This window comes from Archangium violaceum (genome assembly GCF_016887565.1).
Lineage (GTDB): Bacteria > Myxococcota > Myxococcia > Myxococcales > Myxococcaceae > Archangium > Archangium violaceum_B.
In genome coordinates this window covers 487,900-512,229 of the sequence record NZ_CP069396.1, presented here as the reverse complement: position 1 = coordinate 512,229, position 24,330 = coordinate 487,900, and the positions used below count along the sequence as shown (strand labels likewise).

Here is a 24,330-nt window from a genome sequence, read left to right as displayed (position 1 = left end):
ACCGCGCGGGGCTCACCCGCCCTGCTGACGGCCCTCGATGGCGCACAGGAGCACCGCCGCGGCGATACCCAGGCGGCGGTCCAGCTTCCCGCCCGTGTCCATGGAGTAGTCCAGGTCGATCTTCTGGATGAAGGGGTTGAAGCGCTGACGGAAGGTGAAGACCGGCGCGCCGCCCACCGTGGCCTGGAAGGTCTGCGGCACCAGGTTGGACAGGAAGCGCCGAACCAGCGCCAGCAGCATGCTGTCCTCCTGGATCATCCCCACCTCCTGGTCGTTCACGTCGAGGATGAGCCACTCGTCGCGCAGGATGGACTTGAGGCCCTTGCGGCGCAGCGCGCCCAGCTTCTGGCCCGTGGCCGACTCGGTGATGTCGTAGGTGGCGCTGATGTCGAGGATGTTGCGGGCCTTGATGCTGAAGACCTCCTCCTGCATGTCCTCGCCGGTGAAGACGCGCAGGTCCTCCTTCAGCTTGAAGGCCTTCATCTTCGAGTAGAAGACCACGTTGCCCGCGTCGTCGTAGATGTGGAAGGCGCCGCCGAAGAGCTTGAAGAACTTCCTGCGGATCATGTAGCGGCTCTGGCCGAAGCGGCCAGGGGCCAGATCACTGCGCGGGCGCTGCTGAATGGCGGTCGACACGAGGTCCCCCTCTTGGGTTGAAGCGTGGAGGAGCCGGTATAGCGCATCGCGGCATGAGGCTTGAACCCACTCTCACCGTGGGTGAAGAGGAGCCACGGCCACGGTGCGGGGCGGGTCGCTGGCTGCAACCGGGTGCGCTGGTTGGCGTCGAGGAAGGCCGTCCATTCACGAATGGCCTTCGAGCCATAGGCGATGGAGCCTCCCGAGGGCCGGGCGCGGATGATCTGCCAGCACCATGGTCAGCGACTCCGAGCCGAGAGGAGTCCCCATGAAAGCCGCGACGACACGCGGAGGACCATCCGTCACCCGATCGAGTCACCTCCCCTCTCCCTCTGGGAGAGGGACGGGGTGAGGGTATCCGTCCCCCTGATCGAGAACCCGAGGAACGAGCCCTACGGTGAGACGTCCGAAGCGGGCATGAAGAGCACCCGTCCGCCGGAGTGGCGCTGATACGCGGAAGCCTCCGGACAGGACATGGGAGGAGGCTGCCGGTCGGGGGGAACGCCGTCCAACCAGACGCGGCAGAGGCCGGGAGGAGGCAGACGATCGGGAGGAACACCGCTGAAGTCGACCGGCCCGTAATCGGTCGCGGCGACCTCGCCAGTCTGGAACGAGCGGGGAGAGGTGGCGATGATCACCAGACCGCCATGAGCGCGAGCCGTCTGGTGGGCGCGAGCGCAGGTCATGGACGCGGGCTGCCGGTCGGGCGGGAGCCCGCGGTACCAGATGCGGCACAGACCCTTGGGAGGAACGCGATCCGGCGGGACGCTGAAGTTCATGGAGCCCGGAGGAGGATGCGGTGCCGGAGGAGGCGGCTCTGGCGGATGAGAGGGAGGAGGCGGAGGCGGACGCGTCGGACGCGGAGGCCGGTGTCCGTGACGCGGATGTGACACGGAGATACAGCCAGACCCCATCAACAACACCCCGGCGAGAAGCACGTGAAGAACCTTCATGATGTGCGGGCTCCTGGAGAACACGGCCGGTGTAGACGGCTCACTCCAGGGCCCTATTCACCCGGGAGCGCCCCGCGGCCGTAGTCCTTGACCCGAGCGGCCCCTCGCGCGCACATGGCGTCATGTCCACCACCGCCCTGCTCTGCCTCACCCTGCTCACCGCCGCGCCCGATGCTGGAACACCGGACGCGGGGACTCGCACCGACCCCACGACCGCGGTGAACGCGGTGCTGGACGACTGGCACAAGGCGGCCGCGCAAGCGGACGAAGCGCGCTACTTCAGCCACTTCACGCCGGACGCGGTCTTCCTGGGAACGGATGCGACCGAGCGCTGGACGCGGGACGAGTTCCGCGCGTGGGCCAGACCCTTCTTCGCGCGAGGCAAGGCGTGGAGCTTCACGACGGTGTCACGCCACGTGAGCTTCTCGAAGGACGGGGCGGTGGCCTGGTTCGACGAGGCGCTCTCGACACCCAACATGGGACCGGCGCGAGGCTCGGGCGTGCTCATGAAGGACGGGGGCACGTGGAAGCTCGCGCAGTACAACCTCTCGATTCCCATCCCGAACGACCTGATGGAGGAGTTCAAGAAGCGCATCGAGTCCCACGAGAAGCAGCGCGCACAGCCCAAGGGCAGGTAGCTCCTCCAGGCTCTGCGCGCGAAGTTTCCCCATGGGTTCTGAGTCACCGACCACCCCTCGCTTCTTCGTCCTGGAAAAGGGCCTCCTCGGGTCGCGCTACGATGTCGAGGTGGACGAGTTTGAGCCCGTCAACCACGGAGAGGCGGCCCGCTGCCCACGGTGCAACGGCGCCATCGGGATGCGGCCGTGGCTCCCTCCCCACCGGGCCGGGCTGGTGCTGCACGGCGAGGAACTCGGAGACTTCATCAAGGTCAGCGGGCATGACCTCCTCGTCTCCGAACGGCTCGCCCAGGCGTTCCGAGCCGAGGGACTGACAGGACTCGATGGCTTCCACCCGGTGGAGGTGGTGCGGGTGCACCGCAAGCGGCGCGGTCCCAAGCCCACCCTCATCCCGCGCTACCTGGCCGTCACGGCCTGCTTCGGCCGCGCGGCGGTGGATCTGGCGCGCAGCCGCATCCGCTACGACGAGCCCCCCACGTGCGAGGAGTGCCGCTACATGCACAAGGAGGCCATCCATGGCTTCTCCCTGGAGCCCTGTAGCTGGCAGGGAGAAGACATCTTCCGCCCCCGGGGCCTGTATGGCTCCCTCGTGGTCTCCGAGCGCTTCGAGCGCTTCGTGGCGCGGCACGAATTCACAAACATGCGGCTGACGCCCACCGAGCAGTACGTCTGGGATCCGCTAACTCCCCAGGACGCAAAGTAGCGGGAGGAAGAGGCCATGGCCTCCTCCTCCCGGGTCTACACGGTGACAGGACCCTCGCGGGCCTCAGCGACTACCTGGCCTTCTTGGAGGCGTTGACGCGGTTCTGGTAGTCCTTGTGCCAGGCCTTGGGCAGACGCTCCAGCACGGCGACCGGCTGCTCCTGCTTGGGCATCTGCAGCTCGTCCTGCATGCTCAGGTCACCCACCAGGAAGCCACCGGCGAACAGCGTGCGGCCGTTCTTGCCCACCGCGAGCAGCTCCTGATCCGTGCCCAGCCGCAGGTTGTACACCCGCTGCTGGTCCGCGGCGACCTGGGTGATGGACGTCAGCGTGGCCACGCCCTTGTCCGTCTTCACCTGGTCCTTCACCTTCAGGTTCTTGGTGGCCACCACCTCGCCGTTGGACTTGATGACCGGGTGCATCTCGGTGAGCGTCACGTCGTGGCCGGCGTCGTCACGCAGGCGGAAGAGCGGCTTGATCTCATTGCCGCGCGCCACGTCGGTGACCGTCAGCACCGAGCCCTTGGCATCGGCGACGACCTTGTCACCCTGCTTCACCTCCTCCACCGGCACCACGCGGCCGTCGGCCAGCTTCACGCTGGTGCCCTCGGCCATGCAGCTGTTCCAGAAGTAGATGTTGGTGGCGCCGCCCGTGGCCGGGGTCGGGTAGGGGATGAAGAACCGCTTGGTCACCGAGTTGCAGCTCACCGTGCCGGAAATCAGGATGCTGTAGCGGGTCAGCTCGTTGACGATCGTCTCCGCGGCGCAGCTCGCCGGGCTGGTGCCAGCACCCGCCTGGTTGAACAGCCGGTTCATGTTCGTCAGCACGTTGATGTTGCTCGTCAGGCCGCCCGTGGTGATGGAGCCGAGGAACTGCGTCTCGTTGAGGCAGGTGCGGCCCGTCACCGCGGCGATGAGCTGGATGCGCGCGCGGTCGACGCTGGTGATGACGCACTTGAAGCCGCCGCTGGCACCACCGCTCAGGGTGCCCCGGATGGGCACGTAGAGGTTCTGGTAGTTGTAGGGCGAGCTGAAGGTCCAGTAGTCGGCCGTGTTCAGGACGCCCGGAGAGGTGGGCAGCGAGGCCGCCACGCCCGTCGGGGCGGACGGATAGGGCACCAGCCTGCCGGACGAGTAGCCCGCCACCGCGTAATCACAATCCGCGCCGCCGCGCAGCTGGCACGCGATGATCTCCGCCCGGGCGGCGCCCACGAGCACCTTGCGGGGGTGGGTCAGGGTCAGCGAGGGCTGGGAGTCGATGGCCGCCGCGCGCTCCACGATATAGGAGGTCTGGTCCAGGGTGGCGCCCAGGGCCATCACCATCGACTCCATGCGCAGCCCGCGGCCCTTGCCGGTGGCCACCGTGGCCGGAGCGGAGACGGAGTTGAAGTTCAGACCGCCGCTGTAGTCCTCACCCGAGGCCGACGAGAGCTGCCGCGTGTCGGTCTCCGCGTCATTCACGTCGTAGTTGACGAGGTCGGCGTAGACGTACTCGGCGCCGTCCTTGCACGCCACCTCCACCACCGGGAAGAAGGTGGTGAAGCCATTGGCCGTGACGGGGGGCTGGCTGTACTTGAGGAAGTGATTGCACCAGGTCTCGGTCGCGGCGAGGCCCGCGGTGTCCTTGCGGGTCAGGGCGCGCTCGCGCATGTAATCCAGGCGCCTGAAGAGCTCCGGGGAGTTCTCCGCGGACTTGCCCGCCGACTTCAGCCGGCTGCGCAGGAAGGCCCAGTCCTGGTCATCCGACAGATCCAGGTCGATTTGATAGACATCCGGCTGCCGGGTGGCCTCGTCGAACTTGCGCACCAGCCGCTCCGACTGCTCGGCATCTCCGACGGGCGCGTACAGCGGGTTGGTCCAACCAGCCGTCATCAACATCAGGCCCGAGAGCGGCACGAGCCGAGCCGCCTGCTTCCACTTCGACTGAGTCCTGGTCTGCATTTTTCCCCCTGCTTTGTTGTCACACCGTACGTGCGGGCTGACTGCACGCGGGGTGTGACTGTAAATGAGTTTTTTAGAATTGCAATCGTGTTTCTTGAAACGATGAGGAAACGAGGTTTTCCGGAATGCGTCAGGCGTTCTCCGAGCCGTGAGAGTGTCGAAATTCCACTTGGCTGTATTTCACGAACTCCTGGTGAGAACCGCGAGACTCCAGTACACAGTTCTCTTCACCGCGAGTCTCTGCCTGACTTCAGCCACGCCGTAATTCTTCACACGAAACACGGGGGGACGTATGCCCAATCAATCCCGCGCAGCCCTCTTCAAATCGTTGCACGCGCGTTGCCTGTTTCTTGTCCGCGGAGCGCTGCTCTTCTCCTCGTTGATGCTCGTGGCGTGCCCCTCCGGCGGAGACGAGGGAGAGCCCGACGCGAGCACTCCCCTGGACGCCGGAGGCTCGGGAAACGACGCGGGCGGTGAGCCGCCACGCGACGCGGGCTCCGATGCCGGAAGCTCGGGACACGACGCGGGCTCCGATGCCGGAAGCTCGGGACACGATGCGGGCTCCGATGCCGGAAGCTCGGGACACGACGCCGGCTCGGACGCCGGAGTGCTCTTGAACCCTGGCACCGTGTGCAGCACGGATGAGTGGTGCTGGGCCAACCCCACGCCCTACGGTGAGCCCGTGAAGTCCACCTGGGGCTCGGCCGCCAACGACTTCTGGGCGGGCGGCGCCGGAGGCCACGCGCTGCATTGGGATGGCTCACGTTGGATGGCGCTGCACACCGGCCTCTCCCAGGACCTGAGCGTCCTGTCCGGCTCCGGCCCCTCGGACATCTGGGCGGGCGGCGCCACCGGGGACATGACGCATTGGGATGGCAAGAACTGGAGCATCGTGCCCCTCGCGCCCACCACGGCCCGCGCCGGCCTCGCCATCCTCTCCCCCACGGACGGGTGGATGACGCAGACGCCCACCACCACCGGGGCCACGGACGGGCGCGTCTGGCGCCTGACGGCCGCCGGCTGGAATGCCGTGGACAACGCCTCGGGCTGGAATCTCTCCGCGCTCTGGGGCCAGTCCTCGACGGAGATCTGGGCCCTCGCCGGTGGCAATGGCTCCGCCCGGTGGGATGGCACGGGCTGGAAGGGCGCGGCCTCCCTCCCGAGCCTCGCTTCGCCGGGCGAGCGCTACTCCGCGCTGTGGATGGCGCCGGGCGGCACCGCGGGCTGGGCGGTGGCCACCACGGGAGCCATCGCCCGTTGGACGGTCGCCTCGGGCTGGGTGGCCGTGCCCTCGCCGCGCGCGGTCCGCCTCAACGGCGTGTGGGGGAGCGGCCCGGATGACGTGTGGTTGGTGGGCAACGCGGGCACGCTCCTGCACTGGAACGGACAGGCGCTGTCCCGAGTCGACTCCGGGACCCAGGCCGATCTGCTCGCGGTACGCGGCACCGGGCCCCACGACGTCTGGGTGTTCGCCAGCAGCGGCGCCATGCTGCACCGCGATGCGCGCGGGTGGAGCCTGTTCGAGCGGAACCTGGCTCCGGGGGTGAGCTGGAGTGCCATCACCGGGACGGACGCGGACCATGTCTGGGTGTTCGGCGCCAGGGGTTCCACGGGCGCCGCACTCGCCTGGGATGGTGAGGCGTGGAAGGAGGCCCCGCCGCCTCCGGAGCTGGTGCACCTCGCCTGGGCCGCGGGACCCGAGGACGTCTGGGCCATTGGCGCCAAGGCCTGGCGATGGGATGGCAAGCAGTGGAACGGCCATGCGCTGCCGACGGGGCTGGAGCCCCAGGGAATCCATGGGACGGGAGCCTCGGACATCTGGCTCGTGGGCAAGGCAGGAAGGCGCGCCCTGTGGACCGGCAAGGAGTGGGTGGATGCCGGCGCGGGGGACTTCACCCTCCATGACGTCTGGGGTCTGACACCCGAGTACTACTGGGCTGTCGGAGACGCGGGAAACCTCGAGTTCTACAACGGCGCGGAATGGACGCCCGCGGGCGCCTCGGTCACGTCTCACACCCTGCGTGCCATCTGGGGCAGTAACGCGGATGACATCTGGGCGGTGGGAGACCAGGGCGTGCTGGTGCACTACAACGGGTCGACCTTCGAGGTGGACACCACCAGCGCCGCGGGCCTGAAGCTCGAGGACATCTGGGGCAGCGGCCGCGACGATGTCTGGGCGGTAGGCGAGGGCGGCATCCTGCTCCACTACGACGGCACCCGCTGGCGGCGCCAGGGCAGTGGCACGGCCCACACGCTGGTGGGCGTCTGGGGCACCCGCACCGGCACGTGGGCCGTGGGCGGCACTGGCCAGCTCCTGCACCACGCCCGCTAGGACAGGTGGGGCAGGTCCTTCAAGGAGGGAGGTCCCGGGCGCGCTCGGGAGCAACTGGTCCGACTGTCAGACCAGTTCGTCCGAAACGCGCCCGGAAGGTGCCCCGTCCTTCGCGGCGAGAGCACCCCTGAAAGAACCTGTTCCAGCTGACCTGGACCCGGTGGCCACCAGCCATGTCCCCGGCTCAATACATGACGGGGCACATGGGCCGGAGCATGACGGGGCCGGACGTGTCGTCGCAGTTGGCGCGGCAGGAGAGACCGTCGCAGTACTCGTTCGTGCCACAGCAGAAACCGTTGCAGAGCCACCCGCCATTGGCACAGCAGACGCGCTGGCCCGAGTAGCACCAACCACTTCCACTACAGGAATCGGAGCTGGTGCAGGAGTCGCCGTCCTCGCACCAGCTGCCAGCGGGCTTGGGAGCGTATTTGCAGGTGCCGTTGTTGCAGGTGCCGGGAGAGGCGTAGCACTGCCCCGGAGGGCTGTTGCAGGCCATGGGGGTGCCCTGGCAGATGCCGCTGCCGCCGCAGGTGTCGCTCACGGTGCACGCGTTCCCGTCATCGCAGGCCGAGCCCGTGGGCTTCATCGCGTACACGCAGGTGGAGCCGGAGCAGGTGCCATTGCGCTCGTGACACGGGCTCGGCGGGGTGTTGCAGGGGCCGCACGTCGACGGCACGCCGGTGATGTCGAGCTGGAAGAGACCACAGGCCGACCCCTTCCCATCCACGGTGATGCGGAGCTCCTGGTTGGCGGCCAGGTTCAAGGTGACCGAGGACTGGAGTGTGCCGGACGCGTCGTCCCCGCACCCGAGCGGCACGCTGTCGCTCCAGCGGGTGACCTGCAGCACCGTGTCGAAGTTGGTGCCAGCCCCCTGCGTGCTGAAGGTGAACGTCCCGTCATAGGGGGAGATCCAATGATGGTTGAAGTCCGAGGCCTGGCCGCTGGCACAGGTGGGGGAGACCTCGTTCGCCGCGCCGCAGGTCCGCCCGATGGACACACCGCTGCCCGTGCGCAGCCGGATGTCGATGTAGGAGGAGGACACGGAGAGCGCCGACGCGTTGACGGCCAGCGCGGTCTCCAGCGCCGGGGGCACCTGCGAGACGGGGGCCTCACAGGCCGAGCACAGCACGCACAGCAGGGGCACGGCGGCCCATGTGAGGCCTTGCAATGATTGACGCGGCATCGCTGCTCCTGGTGGGAGGATGAGCGTCAATCATACGTCTCGGGTGAGACTCCGAGTGAAACCCAGGCGGCGAGGCCCGGGTGCGACTCAGAAGTCGTCGACGGGGTCGGGGTAGACCTCCTCCTCGTCCTCCTCCTCCGCGGGAGCGGCGGCGCCCCGGTTGCGGCCCCGGCCCTGGGGGGGCTCGGGTGGCGCCGCGTCCGGCCCCACCACGTACCACTGCCGGCCCTGCTGCACGCGCTTGAGCAACCCGTCCTGCTCCATGGCGGCCAGCAGCTTGGCGAAGGTGGAGAAGCCGAGCTCGCGCTCGTCGAAGTCCGGCTCCTTGCGGACGATGGTCTCCTTGATGAGCGACGGGTTGACCGGCCCGGTGGCTCGCGACAGCAGGCGCTGCACCACCTCCAGCGCGATGTCCGGCACCTCGGTCTTCGAACTCTCGGCCTTGCCCTTGCCGCCGTGCGCCTGCTCCTTCCCCTGGCGCTCGCCGGCCCCATGCCCCTTGCCGTGCTTGCGGCCTCGCCCGCCCTCGTCCTGGTCGTGGGCGCGCTTCTCCTTGTCCTTCTCCGCGCGGGTACGGGGCCGCAGGTAGATGAACTCGTCGCAGGCCTTCACGAACAGGGGGCTGGTGGCCTCCTTCACCGCGAGCCCGATGAGCTGGCGGCCGTTCTCACGCAGCTTGTACGCGAGCGGGCAGAAGTCGCTGTCCCCCGAGGCGATGGCGAAGGTGTCGATGTGCTCGCGCGCGTAGCACAATTCCAGCGCGTCGATGACCAGGCGCATGTCCGCGCCGTTCTTCCCCGAGCGTGTCGAGGGCGGCACGTCGATGAGCTCGACGCCGAACTCGTGGAGGTTGCCCTTGGCTTCCTTGAAGCGGGACCAGTCGCAGTAGGCGCGGCGGAACACCACCTTGCCCCGCTCCAACAGCCGATCCATGGCGGGCTGCAGGTCGAAGTTGGCGGCGGAGAACCCGGTGTTCGTCACCAGGTTCTCGAAGTCCAGGAACAGCGCGATGCGATGGTCGGTCTTATCGTCCAAGAAGGTCTCGTCGGAAGGTACTACCCGGGGTGAACCCTACTCCCAACACGCACCGGCTCCACCAACTTCCTGAAGCGGGCTCATGCTGTCGGACAGAGGGGAGGCGCCCGCCTCAGCGCCACAGCGTGTCGCAGAAGCGCTCCAGTCTCGCGAGGGCCTCGGGCATGTTCGTGCGGCCCAGCCCCAACCGGAAGTGGTTGCCCGGGAAGTCATACACGTCTCCCGGCAGCAGCAGCACGCCCTCCTTCTCCACCAGCCGCTGGCAGAACTCGCCCACCGGCATGTCGCGCAGCAGCTTCGGGAAGGCCACGCTCCCCGCCCTCGGGCGCACCCACCGGAACGTGTCCGCCCTCCGGGCGAAGAAGTCATCCAGCACGGAGAGGTTGCGCGTGAGGATGTCCCGGCTGCGCGCCAGCACCCGCTCCTTCGCCCGCAGGGCCACCAGGGACAGCACCTCGCTGGGCGCCGAGTTGCAGATGCTCGTGTAGTCCTTGTACGCCGCGCACCGCTCCAGCAGCGCCGTGTCACGCCCCACCAGCCACCCCACCCGCAAGCCCGCCAGCGCGAACGACTTCGACATCGCGCCCAGGCTCAAGCCCCGGCCCGACAGCTCCACCGCCGAGGGCTGCCGGTCCCCGGCGTCGTACTCGAGCATCCGGTACACATCGTCCGCCAGCACGTACACCCCGCGCTCCTCCGTCAGCGCGAGCAGGGCCTTCCACGTGGCCGCGTCCGGCAGCGCCCCCGTCGGGTTGTGCGGGAAGTTCACCACCAGCAGCTTCGTGTTCGGCCGCAGCTCGCGCTTCACCGCCTCCAGATCCACCCGCCAGCCGTCCTCCTCGCGCAGCCTCAGCGGCGACACCTCCGCCCCCGTCGCCCTCGCCACCTCGTGCAGCGACTGGTATCCCGGCCACGTCACCACCGCGTGGTCCCCGGGCCCCAGCAGCACGTTCACCAGCACGAAGACGGCCTCCTCCGCTCCCGCGAAGGTCAGCACCTGCTCCGGTGACACGCCCTGGTACAGCCGAGCTATCTCCTCGCGCAGCACCGGCAGGCCCTGCGTCTCCGTGTAGCCCAGCGTCAGCCGCTCCCACCGCTCGCGCCCGTCCTCGTCCGCCAGCGCGAGCAGCTCGCTCATCCGCCAGCCCTCGATGTCCGAGCTGCACAGCAGGTACGGCGCCTTGAACTCCCATTGAGCGAAGTACCGCTCGAGCTTGAAATCCGGAATGCGCATGCCCCCTCGCTACCGCGAGCCCAGGGGCATTGCAAAGCCTCGAGCGGTGAGGGAGGGGCTCAGCGCGCCTCGATCAGCATCGGCAAGCCGTTGCTCGACCCGAGGGTGCCGAACATGTCGAACCGCGGCACGTGGCCGGGCTTCAGGCGCAGCTTGAAGCGGCGTGCGAGCATGGCCGTCATCACGTGTGTCTCGAGCAGTGAGAAGTTGTTGCCCAGGCAGATGCGCGGTCCGATAGCGAAGGGGTGGTAGGCGTGAGCATGGCGCGCGGCCTCGCGCTCGGGCAACCAGCGGTCGGGATCGAAGCGCTCCGGCTCGTCCCAGAACGCCGGGTGCCGGTGGGTGGCGTAGTCGAAGACGATCATCCTCGTGCCGGACGGGATGCGGACCCCATCGAGATCGTCCTCGGCCACGGCGTCACGGGCGTACATCGGCGCGGCCGGATAGAGCCGGAGGACCTCCTTCACGACCTGGAGGGTGTACGGGAGCTTCCTCAAGTCGTTGAGCGTCGGAGGCGCTTCGCCCAGCACCGAGTCCAGCTCGGCGTGCAGCCGCCGCTCCACCTCCGGGTTCTGGGACAGCGCGTACCACAAGAACGAGAGCGTCCGCGCCGTGGTCTCATGCCCGGCGGCGAACATGGTCAGGCCGTTGTCGACGAGGAGCTGCTCCGCCATGAGCGTCCCCGTCTCCTCGTCCCGGGTCGTCATCAGCTTCGTCAGCAGGTCATCCGGCCACTGCTCGGTGGGGATGGCCCGGCGCCGCGCGATGAGCTCGCGGATGTAGGACGTCACGAGCTTCTGGGCCCGGCGGAACCGCAGGTTCGCGGGGGTGGGCACCCACTGTGGCACCTGCACGGGGCGCATCTGCATGCCCGAGATGTGGGAGATCATCGTCTCGATCGAGTTCTTGATGCGCAGCAGGGTCTCGCCCGAGTCGGTGCTGAAGACCGAGTGGAGGATGACGGCGGCGGTGACCTGCATCATCTCGTCGAGCATCTCGACGGGGCGGCCGGAGCCCTGGTGGTGGGACCGCCAGTGCTCGATGAGCCGCTGCGTGTCGGAGAGGAAGATGGGGTAGAACTTCTCCACGCCGCGAGGGGTGAAGAACGGCGCCATGAGCTTGCGCTGCCGGCGCCAGTCCACCCCGGTGGCGGTGACGATGCCATTGCCGAGCAGCAGCTCGCGGAGGACGTCGTAGCTCTCGGCCTTGTCGTAGCTCTCGCGGTGCGTGACGTTGACGTGGCGCACGTGGTCCGGGTGGGTCACCAGGAGGAACGACTTCGCGCCCATCCGGATGCGGACCAGGTCCCCGTGCTGGCGCCAGACGCTCATCAGCCATCCGAGGAAACCCTCTCGCCGGATCGCCTTGATCATCTCGAGGGTGGAAGGGGCGTATTCGTTGAGGGTACGGGGCGCGTCGATGGAGAGTGCCGTATTCATGGTCGTGGAAGTCAGGCCTGGGTCAAAGGGAGGATCCCGAGCTGCTGGCGCACCGCCTCGACCGGCGCCTCCCAGAAGCGCTCGTACCGCACGCGGACGAGCTTCTCGGACCGCTGGCCCCGCCGGTACGCCGCGCGCACCTTTCGCAGGTACTTCCAGAAAGGAGGGAGGCCATGCGGCTTGAGCACCGCGGCGAACAGGAGGATGAGGACGCTCGTGCGCAGTCCAAGGTTGCCGGCCACGAAGGCCTGGAGCTCCATCTCGCCGAGCGCGTCCGTCTTGTAGCCGGTCACCACGTGGTGAAGGTCGTGCGTCTCCCGGTACCACTTGATGAGGTAGTCCACGTCGTTGCGGACCTCGTACGGGCTCTCGAACGGCTGGATGCCGTTGTCCGAGAAGTAGCGGGCGAACGCGTTCCCGAGCGTCCCTTCCGGGAGCCGGCCGAGCGCCGCGAGGTCGATGTTGCCGCGCTGGAGGCTGGGGCGTGAGGCGAGCAGCTCCCGGCCGTCCTCGCTCTTCGCCAGCTCCGAGCAGAGCCGCTGGAAGACGTCGCCGTCGAGGCTCGCGTTGAGCAACGGCGCCGCGACGCTGTCATCGGGGCGCTTCTCGAGAACCTTCAGGGCCCGGACCGCCACACGCAGACGTGTGAACAGCGACGCGCCTTCGGGCAGGAAGAGGCCGTCTTCGATGCGGGAGGTGGGTGAGCTGAAGTTCATCTCGGTTCTCCGTGGGTGGGTGACCCCTGGCAGTTTATGCCACGGAACTGGCAGAAACCGCCACCCGTGGCTAGACTTCGCGCCATGCCCCAGCGATTGCGCGCCCAACCCCAGGAACGGCCGGCCCCGGGCGCGGACCGGGAGCCCGCGCCCCTCACCCTCGCCCCGCGCGAGGGGCGCGACCAGGCGATGCTCGAGGCCTCGCGCGCCGTCATCGGCTTGTTCATGCGGGAGCGCACGAGCGACTTCACCGTCAAGGAGCTCGCGGCCCACGCGGGCCTCTCCGAGCGGACCTTCTACCGGTACTTCCCCCGGAAGGAGGACGCCATCCGCCCCGCCGTCGACGCGGCGCTCGCGCGCGTCGTCTCCGACATGCGAGCCGCCCCCCGCGGCCGGCCCCTGCATGAGGCGATGGTGGCGGCGCTCCACCAGTCCATCGCGGAGGAGCACTCCATGAACTGGGAGAACCTCCTCCCCGTGCTGAACGAGACGGAGAGCCTCCGCGCGGTGTGGCTGCAGATCCTCACCGATGCGGAGGTCGCGCTCGCGCACGTCGTCGCCGAGTGGCTGGGTATCTTCCCGGACTCGCAGCGGGCGCGCCTGGCCGGTGCCGTCCTGGCCACCGCGGGACGCCTCGCGCTGGAGCAGCCGTTCTCCGCGGGGAGGAAGCGCGACCCGGGCGAGGTCCTCGCCGAGTGCCTCGAGTTGCTCGGCCCGGCCCTGCTCGAGGAGCCCGCGGGTGGGCGCGGGCCCGTGAGACGCTCACCGCCCCGGCGCTCCCGCCGGGAACGCGGGTAGGAGGCTCATCCCGACAGGCTCCGGACCACCTCCAGGAAGGTCCGCACGGCCGGAGCCTTCTCGTGACGGCGGTACGCCACGGACAGCTCCATCGACTCGGTCACGCCGGTGAGCGGACGGTAGACGACGTTGCCCCCGATGTTGAGCGACACCATGGATTCGGGCACCAGGGCCACGCCAAGGCCCGCGGCCACCAGGCTGATGACCGCCATGATGTTGGTGCTGCGATAGCGGATCCGAGGGGTGAAGCCCCAGATGCGCTGCAAAACGGAGAGCCCCTGCTCGTCCTTCGACCCGCTGAAGTCGATGAAGGATTCCTCCACCAGCAGGTCGGCCGGGACACGCGCGCGCGCGGCCAGCGGGTGGCCAGCGGGCATCGCCACCATCAAGGGCCAGGTCGCCACCCGCACCGTCACCAACTCTGGAGGAACGGGCAGGGCCGGGGCCGTGAGCAGGCCGACCTGGATGCGTCCTTCCACCAGGGCCTCGAGCTGGTCGAACGGGTGTAACTCATGCAGCAGCAGCTCGATCTCCGGCGCGCGCTGGCGGAAGGCCTTGAGCGTCCTGGCCAGCACCCCCGAGTAGGCGACGTTGACCGAGAACCCGATCTCCAGGCGCCCCAGCTCTCCCCGGCCCGCTCGTTCCGCGACTCGCGCCGCACGCTCCGCCTGCTCCAGTGTCCGGCGTGCCTCCTCCAGGAAGAGTCTGCCCGCCTCCGTGAGCTCCACATGGCGCCGCGTCCGTTCGAGCAGCCGTGTCCCCAGCTCCTCCTCCAGTGCCTTGATCTGCATGCTCAGCGCGGGCTGAACGATCCGCAGCCGGCTGGCGGCCCGGGCGAAGTGCAGCTCCTCGGCCACGGCGACGAAGTAGCGAAGATGGCGCAGTTCCATTCATCACTCCCGCTGATTACAGGTCACCTTTCAATCTATTGGAGTTCTCGAACGAACCCCAACATCCTTGCCTCGCACGTTTCGATTCCACCCCCGCATACACAGGCAGGATTCAATGAGACACCCATGGGCCGCTCTGTTGATGTTCGTCCTCGGCACGGGCCAGATCGCCCACGCCCTGGACACTCCCCAACCCCAGACAGCTCCCGGCATCGACATCCAGAAGGTCGTGCCCGAGGGCAAGCTGCCGGGCAAGGCCGTGCCCTATTTCATCCGCAACGGTGAGGGCGAGCGGTATCTCGTGGGCGGGCTGGTCGCGGGCCTGATCGCCCGAGGCGTGGACACCCAGGAGCTCTTCGAGGCCGCTGTCCTGACGGGTGGACGGGACGCGAATCTCCCGCTGCACACCCATGCCCGGACGCACGAGGCCCTCCTGGTCCTCGACGGAGAGGTCGAGCTCTGGCTCGGTGGAGGGCACTACCTCCTCATCCGTGGTGACTTCGCGAGCATCCCGGAGGGCACCCCCCATGCCTTCAAGATGCGCAGCCACCGCACCCGGCTCATCTCATGGTCTACCGGCAGGGAGATGGGCTCGCTCTACAAGGCGCTCGGCCAACCCTATGAGGGTTATGTGCAGCCTCCGGAGGTCAACCCCGAGATTCCCAGGGAGTCGCTGAAGAAGGCGGAGGCCAGCGCCGATGTCCGTTTCGAGAGCAAGGCGCCGAGCAGGAGCACTCCCCAGCGCGTGAGCAATGGCACGGTCCCCGACAAGAAGGTTCCCTACGTCCTCGCCTCGGGTGAAGGCCAGCGGCTGGTCGCGGGCAGTGAGGTCTTCTCCCTCGTCGGCGATCAGCGCAACAGCGATGGCAAGTTCATCGTCGTCGTGAGCGAGGGCCCCGCCGGAGACATGATTCCCCTGCACTACCATGAGAAGCACACGGAGACCTTCTTCTGTCTGGATGGCTCCATCACCATGCGGGTCAACGACGCCACGGTGACGTTGGCTCCGGGTGACTTCGTCCACGCCCCCGCCCGCACCATTCACGCCTACCAGCTCAACAGCCACTACACGCGCATGGTCGGCTTCCTCACCCCGGGTCTCTTCGAGTCCTTCTTCCGCACCCTCGGAGACCCCTACCCGGCCTACGTGTATCCCCAAACGCCCGCTCCCTTCAGGTTCGACCGGGTCCTCTCGAAGCTGAACGAGCTCGACCTGAAGCTCGTCCAGCCGCCGGCATCCAAGAAGTAGGGTCCCGCCCCCTGAGACCGGCCGAGGGAGCCTGGACGCGCGTCACGTCACATCTCCAGTCAGGCCACTCCTCTCTCATGACAGGGAGAGGAGTGGCGGACATGAAGGCCAGACACAGCGGACGAATCCTCCTCCACGCGGTGCGGCTCCTGCTGGTGGCCGGGCTGGGGCTCGGCCTCACCGCACGCGCTCAAACGTTCCTCGATACGCCCTCCCTGGAGCTTCCGCAGTTCAGCCCCCTGCCCGAAGAGCCCATCCTACGGCAGGAGCTCGAGCGCTACTTCGCCGCTTGCGGCATCCGGCCCAACCCTCTCTCCGGAAGGCGCTTCGCCGTTTACGACGTGGTGCTCGCCGGCCAGACCTCCAGCGGACCCTTCCAACGTGCCGGGCTCCTGTTCCTCGTGAACCCCATCTCCCTCGTTGGCACCACCAACGGCATCAACGCCAATGACCTGTTCCTGATCTCCGGCGCCCCCTCCGTCGTCCCCGAGCCAGGCGCCATCCGCTTCGCCACCAACTCCGCCCTCTATGGTCTCGTCCAGGGCCGGTGCACCCAGGCCGCTCTCGACTTCGCCTTCGTCGCCGCCAATCCCGCCCTCGGTCAGCTCAGCATCCAGCCCGACTTCAACATCGCCGCCGCCGCATTCCTCAACAACTTCAACCTCCTGGGCGGCTTGCTCGCCAACGTGTTCCTCATCCAGGACGGCCTCATGCAGGTGAACCTCCAGAATGGCGGCCTCAGCCTCGCCGGGCAGATCCAGTTCATCGGCACAGGCTTCATCTTCCCCTCCAGCCAGCTCTATCAGGCCAACTTCGTCGGCCAGCTGCGGGGCACGGGCACCTTCTAGTGGAGCGTCCACGAAGTCCTTGGACATGGTCCGAGCGCCCGTGGATGTCCCCTCTCCCTCTGGGAGAGGGCTAGGGTGAGGGTCTTCCCCTGGAGCGCATCAAGCCGGAGTTGGGAACACGAGGGTGACGACCCTCACCCCCCGCCCTCTCCCAAAGGGAGAGGGAGCATGCGCAACACGACTATCTCCCACGAACTTCGTGGACACTCCACCAGGGCTCACCGCCTGGGTTCGACCCGAGGCTCGCGGTACCCTCACCCCGTCCCTCTCCCGGAGGGAGAGGGGTTGTTGTTGGTGGTGGCCGAGGCGACACTCTCGCTGCCTCATTCCTGACGGCACCCGCCCCTCAGTGGTCTCCGCCTAACGCTTCCCCCCTCTCCCGCAGCCCCCTTCGTCTCGATGGGCTCATAATCCCGTTCTGTAGCGTTTTTCTCGGGATTCCACAGAAAGTGGGGGGCGAACGTGATCATCTTCGACGACAGCCTGTGGCCGCTGTTGAAGTTGAGGTTCGTGGGCGCGCACACGTCCGAACAGTTCGAGCAGTACCTCCTGCGGTTGGAGGCCTATGTGCGGCAGCCCGGGCCCTGCATGGTCCTGCTCGACGTCAACGCCGCCTCGGTGCCGCTCGATCAGTGCCGGCAACAGGCCGAGTGGATGCACGCCAATCAGGCCCTGCTGCGCGAGAAGGTGCTCGGTCTGGCCTTCGTGAGCTCCTCGACGCGCAGCCGGCTGTCCCTCAACGTCATCCTCCATCTCAAGCCCGTCCCCATCGCCCACACGCTCGTGCCCGACGCCCGGGCCGCCGCCGAGTGGGCCGCCGACCGCTTCGCCGACGCGGAGCTCCTCCTCCCCTCCGTGCGCATCCGCCAGCACTTCGGCCTGCGGCCCTCCGGCTCCTATCCCGGCATCTCCTGGACCCCAGCGCACAGGTAGTCCTCACAGCGGCTGCAACGGGTTGCCCAGGAACCGGTACGTGCTCCAGGCCCGCCACGCCGGGGACTCGGGCTCGAGCGCCGCGTCGATGGCGCACACCCAGCGGCCCAGGCTCGTGGGCCCCATCCGCTCCAGGCACTCGCCCGCCAGCTTCGACAGCGCCGCGTTGTCCGGAGTGAGCACCGCCGCCGTCGAGCCCAGGAATCCCACGGCTCGGCCGGACCCGACCAGGAAGCCCCCGAACGAGCCACCCGCTCGCCCCCGCGCCAGCGTGTTACAGGCCCAGGCCGCGAACACTCCGCACGGCCACCAGCACCGGTGCGCCTCGACGTGCTCCCGGTAGACACCGTGGTAGCCGCCCAGTCCCTCCGAGTGGCCATGGCCGAAGTAGGTGGCCAGCGCCGGCCCTCCAGCGAGCCGCTCCAGCATCGCCTGTCGGTTGAGTCGATCGGCGAACCACGTCGTGGCCCGGCCGGGACGCGCGGCGCGCAGACACCGCGCGAAGCGCCGGCCCAGGTGCAGGTACGGCTCCTCCCAGGCGGCCAGCACGGCACGCGTCCCCTCCGTGGTTCGCCTCCGGCGCGCCACCGCCTCCAGCCACGGGGACAGCGCTCGCGGCTCACCGGCGAAGAGCAGCCCCACGGGCACCCCGCCCACCACCAGCCCGGGAACCACCGCGCGCGGCGAGCGGTTCCCGGGCGCGATCAGCAACAGTCCCTCGACACGCCCCGCCCACCTCCGCGCCAGCATCTCCAGGTGGTAGGGATCCGCCCCGCCGCCGGGCTCCGGGCGCCGGTGGAAGACGGACCGGATCCCCACGGCCCCGAGCGCCTCGATGAGCGGACGCCGGAAGGACGGAGGCGCCACGACGGCCAACATGGACGCCGTGCCTCACGGCTCGTGCCGCGGACGCGCCGTGCGGGCGGCGGCGGCCACGGGCCGACGGATGGGCGGCACGGGCTTCTTCGGGAGCGGCAGGGGCATCTTGACGACCTTGAGGGGCTTGAAGACCTGTTTGGCGTAGGGCCGCAGCAGGTCCACGTCCAGGCCCAGCCCCTTCAGCTTCGGGAAGGCGGCCTTGCCCCATTGCTCGTACCAGTACTCCTCGACGATGACCGCCTGCTGCTCCCGGTTGAAGCGGCTCAGCTGGTTGCCGCGAGCCCGGAGCATGTCATTGGTCACCTCGTAGCCCTCGCCCCGCAGCTGCGCGTGCAGCGCCTCCAGCATGTACACCGGCCCCGCCACCACGCCCTGCCAGGTGTGCGTCAGCTCGTGGATCAGCGTCTTCATGTCCACCTCCGCCCACGAGGCGAAGTTGAGCACGTACATCGTCGTGAAGGGCCGCTCTCCATTGACCAGGTTCACCAGGTCGGCGGGAATCGACGCGACGGCCACCTTCACGCGCTCCAGGTCGATGGACGAGCCGAACGCCAGGCGGGCCTGCTTCTTCTCCTCGTCCGTCAGGGGCCGGTGCCCTCCCAGCACGTCCAGCAGCGTGGCGAACGCGAGCGCCGCCACCGCGCCCGTCGTCGCGAGCGCCTCCTTCATGATGAGGAACGGGCTCTTGCCCAGCGCGATGAGCCCCTGGAAGAAGCCCTTGCGGAACTGCTCGGCCACGTCCTGGACGATGGAGGTGATGGCCTTGCCCAGCTGGAGGCCCGCCGCGAGCAGCCCCTCCAGCACCATGCGCAGCGTGCTCAGCTGATCCTTCATGAAGGCCACCAGGATGTCCCGGGCCTGGAGATAGGCCTTGTAGAGGCCCTCGACCATGCGGCGGATGGCGGTGCCGGTGAAGCGGGCCACCTCCCCGGCCACCTCGGCCAGCTTGCTTCCGGCCGCCTTCAGCCCCCGGAAGAGCTGCTCCAGGGCCGCGGTGGACCACGCACCGGCGGCCGCGAGCACCTCGCGCACCTTCCGGCCCAGCTCCACGAGCGCGCGCACCGTGGCGCGAATCGCCGCCTCGCCCGCCTTGGCCGCCTCGGCGACGAGCTGCGCCACCGCCCGCCCCGCCTGGAGGATGGCGTCCACCACGTCCTTCAGCGTGGCCGCGGCCTTCGTCGCCGCCCAGGCGAGCACGTCCGCGACGGCCCGGCCCGCGTCGAGCACGGCCCGGACGAACTTCTTCAGCGCGTCCGCGCCCTTCGCCAGCGCCTCGGTGAGAATCTCCCCCACCTTGCGGCCGGCATCCAGCAGGGCATCGACGAAGTCGGCGATCTTCGCGGCCGTCCACGAGAGGACCTTCCCCATGGCATCCGCCAGGGACTTCCCCGCGGCCTTGACCGCGTCCGTCACCGTCTTGACCGCGCCCTTGACCCAGTTCCAGGCCTTGGAGAAGAGGCCATCGGTGCCGGGCTGCCCGGCGGGCCGCTCGTTGCGCAGCACGTTGCCGGCGCGCTGGAGCCACTCGGCCACGTCGTCGAGGCTGCCACCGGCCTCGAAGTAGTCCTTCATGAAGGCCCGGGCGTCCTCCCGGCTCATTCCACCGACGTGGTGGACGACGAAGATGCCCCGGTTCTGCTGCTTGAGGGCGTGGACCATCATCCGGCGCTGCTGCGAGCCGGCACTCCGGGCCCAGTCGATCAGCGGCTCGGCGTCCTCCTCCGCCTCGCGGTCATCGCGCCAGTTGGCGGCCACCCCCTCGGCGAAGAACATGGCCTTGCGCTCCGAGTCCGCATAGAGACGGGCGATGCTGGGCGCCAGTTCCGCCCGCTGGAGCTTCACCGCGCGGACTCCCTCCTGCACGGAGGCAATGGAGGAGAAGCGGAGGTTCTCCAGCTTCTGGGTCAGGACCGCCGGGACGGCGGCGGGGAGGGAGAGGGAGGGCTTCTTGGCCGGCATGGTGGTGACCTCGGGGTAAAATCCACCCTGACGGAGTGGGCGGGCCGCGAATGTGACGCCACGGCCCGCCAGGAAGGCCGCTCAGCGCAGCAACAGCAGCACCACGAGCAGCGCCAGCAGCACCGCGGCCACCACCAGCACCACCTTCAGCACCGACACCGGCGCGTCTCCCAGCACCACCTTCGTGTCCTGCCCGTGCACCACCACCCGGTACAGCTTCTTGCGGTACCGGTACGCCAGCACGTACGCCGGCAGCGCGTAGCGCCTCGTCTCCAGGCTCGACAGCACCACCGCCACGTGCACGTTGCGGCGGCGGCTGCCCGGCACGTGCGAGCGCTCCACCTGCTCGCGCGCCTCCTGCTCCACCGCCGCCAATATCTGCCGCCTCGCCCCCGAGCGCGTCACGTCGAAGCGCTCCACCTGCGCGTCCTCCGGCCCTCTCGGCTCGCGCTCCACGCCCGCCAGCGCGTAATGGCCGGCCAGCCGATCGCACTCGCGCTCCGTCAGGCCCCGCGACGCCGACACGAGGATGTCCTGGAAGGTGAGCGCCACCTGTCCCGAGTGCGGCGCCCAGTCCGAGCGTCCGCTCCCCACGTTCGAGTCCGCCGTCCAGCTCACCCGCGCCCCCGCGCTGAAGGCCCACGCCGGCCACCACATCGGCCGCAGGGATTGCAGCGCCGCCTCCTCCGCCAGGTTCGCCGGCCGGAAGAAGCGCTTCTCCGACAGGAACCCCATCAGCGCCTCGCGCGCCGCCGCCGGCTCCACCGTGAAGGGCAGGAAGTGCTCGGCCTGCTCCAGCGGGTCCGCCGTCGTCTCCACGTGCATCACCGACGCGCAGAAGGCACACCGCGGCGCCTTCACCTCCGCCGAGTACTCCAGCGAGGCCCCGCAACTGTCGCACCGCACCACCTTCGCCACCTCGCCCGCCGGCAGCAGGCCCCGCTCCCGGGGGGCCGCCGCCAGCCCGCAGATGGGGCAGCGCAAATCCCCCACCTCCAGCGCGCTCCCGCACCGCTCGCACCCCGCCATCGCCCGGGCCGTCATGACCGGCCTCCCTGGCCCAGCAGCACGTACACGAGCAGCCCCAGCGCCACCACGCCCAGCACCGTCAGCAGCACCTTCACCCAGGAGATGGGCACCTTGCCGAACACCTCGCCCGACTGCCCGTTCACCACCACCCGCAGCGGCGGCTTGTCCGGCGCGTAGCGCGCCGCCAGCACCCATACGGGCACCAGGCACACGTCCAGCGACTCCTCCTCCAACCGCGTGTCGTGCCGCAGCTCGCGGTGCGAGTCCCCCGGCATGAAGGACTCCAGCCGCCGCGCCACCCGCGCCAGCGCCTCCTCGCGCGCCTGCCGCAGGCACTCGTCACGGGAGAGTGACGGCTCCTCCGCCACCCAGCCCGCCACCAGCGCCGGCTCGTAGCGCGCCAGCACCCTCAGGTCGAAGGGCTCCAGCTGCTCCAGCTCCGGGTTGGACAGCCCGCGCGAGGCCGTCACCAGCACGTCCGGCACGTATTCGGCGTGCTCGCCTCGCAGCGGGCGCCACTCCGTCTTCGTCACCGTGCGCGTCTTGGTGACGGTCTTCCCGTTCTCCGTCGTCGTGTACGTCTCCGTCTCGGTGTAGTTCTCACCAATTGAGACGCTGTAGTGGGAATCGGCCCGCGCGCTGTAGAGGTACGCCGGTACGTACACACCTCGCACGTCCTGCAGCGAGGCTCGTTTGAGCCCCGAATGGCACCAAGGGTTGCGCGTGCGCAGCCAGTGCTTCACCCGCTCGCCCGCGACCTGATGGGTCAGCGCGAACCCCAGCGCGAAGGTGGGCGCGGGCCTGTCCAGGCTCGGCGGCCGCTCCACCACCGAGGGCGCCGCGCAGTACGGACACACCGTCGTGCGCAGCCCCTCCGCCACCACCAGCTCCGCTCCACATGATTGGCACCGTAAGTTCATCTCAGGCCTCTCCCCGCGAGCACCTTCCCTCAGCCGGAGTCGTGCATTCCACTCAACTTTCAGTCCGAGTTGCGCTACACCCCCCACTTCCTTGCGCCGAGTCCACCCCATGCCCTTCCGGGAAGAAATGCTGGTGTCCCTGGCTTCCCAGCCACAGGCGCCCGGAAACGAGTCCTCCAGCGTGTTGCTCGACGAGAGCCTGTGGCCGCTGGTGGTGGTGCGGATCGGCCGGACCGTCACGACGGAGGACTTCGAGGCGTACCTGTCGACCCGGAGCGCCTACCTGCGGCGCGAGGAGCCGCACCTGTGCATCTTCGACGCGCGTCAGGTGCACATGCCCACGGCGCAGATGCGCCAGCGCTACACCGACTGGCTGCGCGACAACGCGCTCCAGCTGCGCCACTGGATGCTGGGCTCGGCGTACATCATCGAGTCCCCCGCGGTGCGGATGATGATGAGCGTCATCCGCCACTTCGCGGCGATGACCACGCCCTTCGTCGTCACCGCCACGCTGACGCCCGCCGTCTCCTGGGCCGCCGAGCGCTTCCAGGAGGCCGGGCTCACCCAGGCCGCCACGCGCATCCGCGTCCACTACGCCCTGCCGTCGAGCTGATCCGCCCCGCTCAGCGGCCACCGGAGCGCGGCGGGTCCTCCCAGAAGGGGGAAGGCGCCTCGTCGTCTCCGCCGTCGAGCGCGTAGAGAGCCGCGCCCTGGCGCAGCGGGTCGTTCCCATCCGGGAATCCGTCTCCCGGCATCCAGGGGAGGAGGTCGTCGTCCCCGGGTTCCCATGTGCCCATGGCCAACTCTTCGATGTCCGTTCGCACAGGTGGGCCTCCGCGCCAGGGATGCCAGGGAGACAGTCGGCACGAGCGCTCACGGGTGACAGGTACCCTGGAGGACGAGTGCACTGTCCGCGGTGTGACACACGGGGCGCCGTGGCTTCGCTGTTGCCTCTCCGGGGCATGGCGGGAAGAGTTCGGGGCCTGTCTCCCCCGTCCCCCGGAGCCCCTCCCATGGCGCACCCGTCTCCCCCCGTCATCGGCATCCTCGGAGGCAGCGGCCTCTATCAAATCGACGGCCTCCAGGACGTCTCCTGGCGCAAGGTGTCCTCGCCCTTCGGCGAGCCCTCGGACGAGCTGTGCTTCGGCACGCTCGACGGCACCCGCGTGGTGTTCCTGCCCCGCCACGGCCGGGGCCACCGGATTGCTCCCTCGGACATCAACTTCCGCGCCAACATCGACGCGCTCAAGCGCTCGGGCGTCACCGACCTGCTCTCCCTGTCCGCCGTGGGCAGCCTGCGCGAGGACCTGCCCCCGGGCTCCTTCGTGGTGGTGGACCAGTTCATCGACCGCACCTTCGCTCGCGAGAAGAGCTTCTTCGGCACCGGCTGCGTCGCCCACGTGTCCATGGCCCGGCCCGTGTGCACGCGCCTGGGGGACGCGGTGATGAGCGCCGGCCAGGGGCTCGACATCCCCATGAAGCGCGGCGGCACCTACCTCGTCATGGAGGGGCCCCAGTTCTCCTCGCTCGCCGAGAGCCAGCTCTACCGCAGCTGGGGGTGCAGCGTGATCGGCATGACCAACATGCCCGAGGCCAAGCTCTCCCGTGAGGCGGAGATCTGCTACGCGACCGTGGCCATGGTGACGGACTTCGACTGCTGGCATCCCGGCCACGATGCCGTCACCGTGGACCAGGTCATCTCCGTGCTGATGGCCAACGCGGGCAAGGCGCGCGGGCTGGTGAGGAACGTGGTGCCGCTGCTCGGCAAGCACCAGGGCCCGTGCGCACACGGCTGCCAGACGGCGCTCGACCACGCCCTCATCACCGCTCCCGAGGTGAGGGACCCCCAGGTCCTCGAGCGGCTCGACGCTGTCGGTGGCCGGGTGCTGAAGCGCCAGGGCACCTAGCAAGCGGCTGTATGTCCACTCCCTCTCCCTCCGGGAGAGGGTCGGGGTGAGGGTACGTGCTCCCCCGTGTTCCACCCTCCGCACCCCCACTCGCGAGGAAACGAAGACGC

General features: G+C 68.9%; 23 protein-coding genes. 9 read left to right on the top strand and 14 right to left on the bottom strand.

What is annotated here, in order from left to right; genetic code table 11:
- Positions 1-12: 12 nt before the first annotated feature.
- A complete protein-coding gene (locus tag JRI60_RS02215; RefSeq protein WP_204224146.1) occupies positions 13-636 on the bottom strand; it encodes a hypothetical protein in 624 nt (207 codons plus the stop codon).
- Positions 637-1,028: 392 nt separating this feature from the next.
- Positions 1,029-1,415 (bottom strand): hypothetical protein, encoded by a 387-nt coding sequence (locus tag JRI60_RS02210; protein ID WP_204224145.1) that lies wholly within the window; start codon positions 1,413-1,415, stop codon positions 1,029-1,031.
- 296 nt (positions 1,416-1,711) lie between these two features.
- Here JRI60_RS02210 and JRI60_RS02205 point away from each other — a divergent pair, with 296 nt between their 5' ends.
- On the top strand, positions 1,712-2,227 hold the full coding sequence (locus JRI60_RS02205) for a nuclear transport factor 2 family protein (RefSeq protein ID WP_204224144.1): 516 nt from the start codon (positions 1,712-1,714) through the stop codon (positions 2,225-2,227).
- A 31-nt stretch (positions 2,228-2,258) separates the two neighbouring features.
- Positions 2,259-2,930 (top strand): imm11 family protein, encoded by a 672-nt coding sequence (locus JRI60_RS52900; RefSeq protein ID WP_239470300.1) that lies wholly within the window; start codon positions 2,259-2,261, stop codon positions 2,928-2,930.
- 70 nt (positions 2,931-3,000) lie between these two features.
- Here the strand turns inward: JRI60_RS52900 and JRI60_RS02195 are convergent, their stop codons facing one another.
- Positions 3,001-4,869, bottom strand: coding sequence for a Hint domain-containing protein (locus tag JRI60_RS02195; RefSeq protein WP_239470299.1), 1,869 nt, complete (start codon positions 4,867-4,869; stop codon positions 3,001-3,003).
- A gap of 292 nt (positions 4,870-5,161) precedes the next feature.
- Here JRI60_RS02195 and JRI60_RS02190 point away from each other — a divergent pair, with 292 nt between their 5' ends.
- Positions 5,162-7,201, top strand: a complete 2,040-nt coding sequence (locus tag JRI60_RS02190; RefSeq protein WP_204224143.1) for a WD40/YVTN/BNR-like repeat-containing protein — start codon at positions 5,162-5,164, stop codon at positions 7,199-7,201.
- Between the two features lie 184 nt (positions 7,202-7,385).
- Here JRI60_RS02190 and JRI60_RS02185 read toward each other — a convergent pair whose 3' ends face one another.
- The 5 genes from JRI60_RS02185 to JRI60_RS02165 form a co-directional block, all read right to left on the bottom strand.
- The gene (locus JRI60_RS02185) at positions 7,386-8,384 is read right to left on the bottom strand and encodes a hypothetical protein (protein ID WP_204224142.1); all 999 of its coding nucleotides are present in this window, start codon (positions 8,382-8,384) and stop codon (positions 7,386-7,388) included.
- Between the two features lie 87 nt (positions 8,385-8,471).
- Positions 8,472-9,419, bottom strand: a complete 948-nt coding sequence (locus tag JRI60_RS02180) for an NYN domain-containing protein (RefSeq protein WP_204224141.1) — start codon at positions 9,417-9,419, stop codon at positions 8,472-8,474.
- Between the two features lie 112 nt (positions 9,420-9,531).
- The gene (locus tag JRI60_RS02175; RefSeq protein WP_204224140.1) at positions 9,532-10,653 is read right to left on the bottom strand and encodes an aminotransferase class I/II-fold pyridoxal phosphate-dependent enzyme; all 1,122 of its coding nucleotides are present in this window, start codon (positions 10,651-10,653) and stop codon (positions 9,532-9,534) included.
- Between the two features lie 59 nt (positions 10,654-10,712).
- The gene (locus tag JRI60_RS02170; RefSeq protein ID WP_204224139.1) at positions 10,713-12,092 is read right to left on the bottom strand and encodes a cytochrome P450; all 1,380 of its coding nucleotides are present in this window, start codon (positions 12,090-12,092) and stop codon (positions 10,713-10,715) included.
- A gap of 11 nt (positions 12,093-12,103) precedes the next feature.
- Positions 12,104-12,808, bottom strand: coding sequence for a Coq4 family protein (locus tag JRI60_RS02165; RefSeq protein WP_204224138.1), 705 nt, complete (start codon positions 12,806-12,808; stop codon positions 12,104-12,106).
- 84 nt (positions 12,809-12,892) lie between these two features.
- On the opposite strand from JRI60_RS02165, the gene JRI60_RS02160 reads away from it, so the two are divergent.
- Positions 12,893-13,606 (top strand): TetR/AcrR family transcriptional regulator, encoded by a 714-nt coding sequence (locus JRI60_RS02160; RefSeq protein WP_204224137.1) that lies wholly within the window; start codon positions 12,893-12,895, stop codon positions 13,604-13,606.
- A gap of 5 nt (positions 13,607-13,611) precedes the next feature.
- Here JRI60_RS02160 and JRI60_RS02155 read toward each other — a convergent pair whose 3' ends face one another.
- The gene (locus JRI60_RS02155; RefSeq protein WP_204224136.1) at positions 13,612-14,496 is read right to left on the bottom strand and encodes a LysR substrate-binding domain-containing protein; all 885 of its coding nucleotides are present in this window, start codon (positions 14,494-14,496) and stop codon (positions 13,612-13,614) included.
- Positions 14,497-14,611: 115 nt separating this feature from the next.
- On the opposite strand from JRI60_RS02155, the gene JRI60_RS02150 reads away from it, so the two are divergent.
- From JRI60_RS02150 to JRI60_RS02140, 3 genes are all read left to right on the top strand, one after another.
- Positions 14,612-15,745: a quercetin 2,3-dioxygenase gene (locus tag JRI60_RS02150; RefSeq protein WP_239470298.1), complete on the top strand. Its 1,134-nt coding sequence runs from the start codon at positions 14,612-14,614 to the stop codon at positions 15,743-15,745.
- A 101-nt stretch (positions 15,746-15,846) separates the two neighbouring features.
- On the top strand, positions 15,847-16,593 hold the full coding sequence (locus tag JRI60_RS02145) for a hypothetical protein (RefSeq protein WP_204224135.1): 747 nt from the start codon (positions 15,847-15,849) through the stop codon (positions 16,591-16,593).
- A gap of 462 nt (positions 16,594-17,055) precedes the next feature.
- Entirely contained in the window at positions 17,056-17,526 is a 471-nt protein-coding gene (locus tag JRI60_RS02140) for a hypothetical protein (RefSeq protein WP_204224134.1), read from the top strand.
- A 3-nt stretch (positions 17,527-17,529) separates the two neighbouring features.
- On the opposite strand, the gene JRI60_RS02135 is transcribed toward JRI60_RS02140, so the two are convergent.
- From JRI60_RS02135 to JRI60_RS02120, 4 genes are all read right to left on the bottom strand, one after another.
- Positions 17,530-18,405, bottom strand: a complete 876-nt coding sequence (locus JRI60_RS02135; protein WP_204224133.1) for a hypothetical protein — start codon at positions 18,403-18,405, stop codon at positions 17,530-17,532.
- A gap of 12 nt (positions 18,406-18,417) precedes the next feature.
- A complete protein-coding gene (locus JRI60_RS02130; protein ID WP_204224132.1) occupies positions 18,418-20,364 on the bottom strand; it encodes a hypothetical protein in 1,947 nt (648 codons plus the stop codon).
- Positions 20,365-20,445: 81 nt separating this feature from the next.
- On the bottom strand, positions 20,446-21,408 hold the full coding sequence (locus JRI60_RS02125) for a zinc ribbon domain-containing protein (protein WP_204224131.1): 963 nt from the start codon (positions 21,406-21,408) through the stop codon (positions 20,446-20,448).
- Positions 21,405-22,313 carry a hypothetical protein gene (locus tag JRI60_RS02120; protein WP_204224130.1) on the bottom strand — a complete coding sequence of 303 codons (909 nt, stop codon included), beginning with the start codon at positions 22,311-22,313 and terminating at the stop codon, positions 21,405-21,407. The genes JRI60_RS02125 and JRI60_RS02120 overlap by 4 nt, the downstream gene beginning before the upstream one ends.
- 109 nt (positions 22,314-22,422) lie before the next feature.
- Here JRI60_RS02120 and JRI60_RS02115 point away from each other — a divergent pair, with 109 nt between their 5' ends.
- On the top strand, positions 22,423-22,926 hold the full coding sequence (locus JRI60_RS02115) for a hypothetical protein (protein WP_204224129.1): 504 nt from the start codon (positions 22,423-22,425) through the stop codon (positions 22,924-22,926).
- Between the two features lie 10 nt (positions 22,927-22,936).
- On the opposite strand, the gene JRI60_RS02110 is transcribed toward JRI60_RS02115, so the two are convergent.
- Positions 22,937-23,110 carry a hypothetical protein gene (locus tag JRI60_RS02110; RefSeq protein WP_204224128.1) on the bottom strand — a complete coding sequence of 58 codons (174 nt, stop codon included), beginning with the start codon at positions 23,108-23,110 and terminating at the stop codon, positions 22,937-22,939.
- Between the two features lie 216 nt (positions 23,111-23,326).
- Between JRI60_RS02110 and JRI60_RS02105 the strand changes: the two genes are divergently transcribed.
- Entirely contained in the window at positions 23,327-24,220 is an 894-nt protein-coding gene (locus JRI60_RS02105) for an S-methyl-5'-thioadenosine phosphorylase (RefSeq protein WP_204224127.1), read from the top strand.
- The last annotated feature ends 110 nt before the right edge of the window (positions 24,221-24,330 follow it).

Bases quoted from the DNA above. Each gene is read 5' to 3' on its own strand.
- JRI60_RS02210 (WP_204224145.1), bottom strand. From the start codon at position 1,415: ATGAACTTCAGCGTCCCGCCGGATCGCGTTCCTCCCAAGGGTCTGTGC.
- JRI60_RS02205 (WP_204224144.1), top strand. From the start codon at position 1,712: ATGTCCACCACCGCCCTGCTCTGCCTCACCCTGCTCACCGCCGCGCCC.
- JRI60_RS52900 (WP_239470300.1), top strand. From the start codon at position 2,259: ATGGGTTCTGAGTCACCGACCACCCCTCGCTTCTTCGTCCTGGAAAAG.
- JRI60_RS02195 (WP_239470299.1), bottom strand. From the start codon at position 4,869: ATGCAGACCAGGACTCAGTCGAAGTGGAAGCAGGCGGCTCGGCTCGTG.
- JRI60_RS02190 (WP_204224143.1), top strand. From the start codon at position 5,162: ATGCCCAATCAATCCCGCGCAGCCCTCTTCAAATCGTTGCACGCGCGT.
- JRI60_RS02185 (WP_204224142.1), bottom strand. From the start codon at position 8,384: ATGCCGCGTCAATCATTGCAAGGCCTCACATGGGCCGCCGTGCCCCTG.
- JRI60_RS02175 (WP_204224140.1), bottom strand. From the start codon at position 10,653: ATGCGCATTCCGGATTTCAAGCTCGAGCGGTACTTCGCTCAATGGGAG.
- JRI60_RS02170 (WP_204224139.1), bottom strand. From the start codon at position 12,092: ATGAATACGGCACTCTCCATCGACGCGCCCCGTACCCTCAACGAATAC.
- JRI60_RS02165 (WP_204224138.1), bottom strand. From the start codon at position 12,808: ATGAACTTCAGCTCACCCACCTCCCGCATCGAAGACGGCCTCTTCCTG.
- JRI60_RS02160 (WP_204224137.1), top strand. From the start codon at position 12,893: ATGCCCCAGCGATTGCGCGCCCAACCCCAGGAACGGCCGGCCCCGGGC.
- JRI60_RS02155 (WP_204224136.1), bottom strand. From the start codon at position 14,496: ATGGAACTGCGCCATCTTCGCTACTTCGTCGCCGTGGCCGAGGAGCTG.
- JRI60_RS02150 (WP_239470298.1), top strand. From the start codon at position 14,612: ATGAGACACCCATGGGCCGCTCTGTTGATGTTCGTCCTCGGCACGGGC.
- JRI60_RS02145 (WP_204224135.1), top strand. From the start codon at position 15,847: ATGAAGGCCAGACACAGCGGACGAATCCTCCTCCACGCGGTGCGGCTC.
- JRI60_RS02135 (WP_204224133.1), bottom strand. From the start codon at position 18,405: ATGTTGGCCGTCGTGGCGCCTCCGTCCTTCCGGCGTCCGCTCATCGAG.
- JRI60_RS02130 (WP_204224132.1), bottom strand. From the start codon at position 20,364: ATGCCGGCCAAGAAGCCCTCCCTCTCCCTCCCCGCCGCCGTCCCGGCG.
- JRI60_RS02125 (WP_204224131.1), bottom strand. From the start codon at position 21,408: ATGACGGCCCGGGCGATGGCGGGGTGCGAGCGGTGCGGGAGCGCGCTG.
- JRI60_RS02120 (WP_204224130.1), bottom strand. From the start codon at position 22,313: ATGAACTTACGGTGCCAATCATGTGGAGCGGAGCTGGTGGTGGCGGAG.
- JRI60_RS02115 (WP_204224129.1), top strand. From the start codon at position 22,423: ATGCCCTTCCGGGAAGAAATGCTGGTGTCCCTGGCTTCCCAGCCACAG.
- JRI60_RS02110 (WP_204224128.1), bottom strand. From the start codon at position 23,110: ATGGGCACATGGGAACCCGGGGACGACGACCTCCTCCCCTGGATGCCG.
- JRI60_RS02105 (WP_204224127.1), top strand. From the start codon at position 23,327: ATGGCGCACCCGTCTCCCCCCGTCATCGGCATCCTCGGAGGCAGCGGC.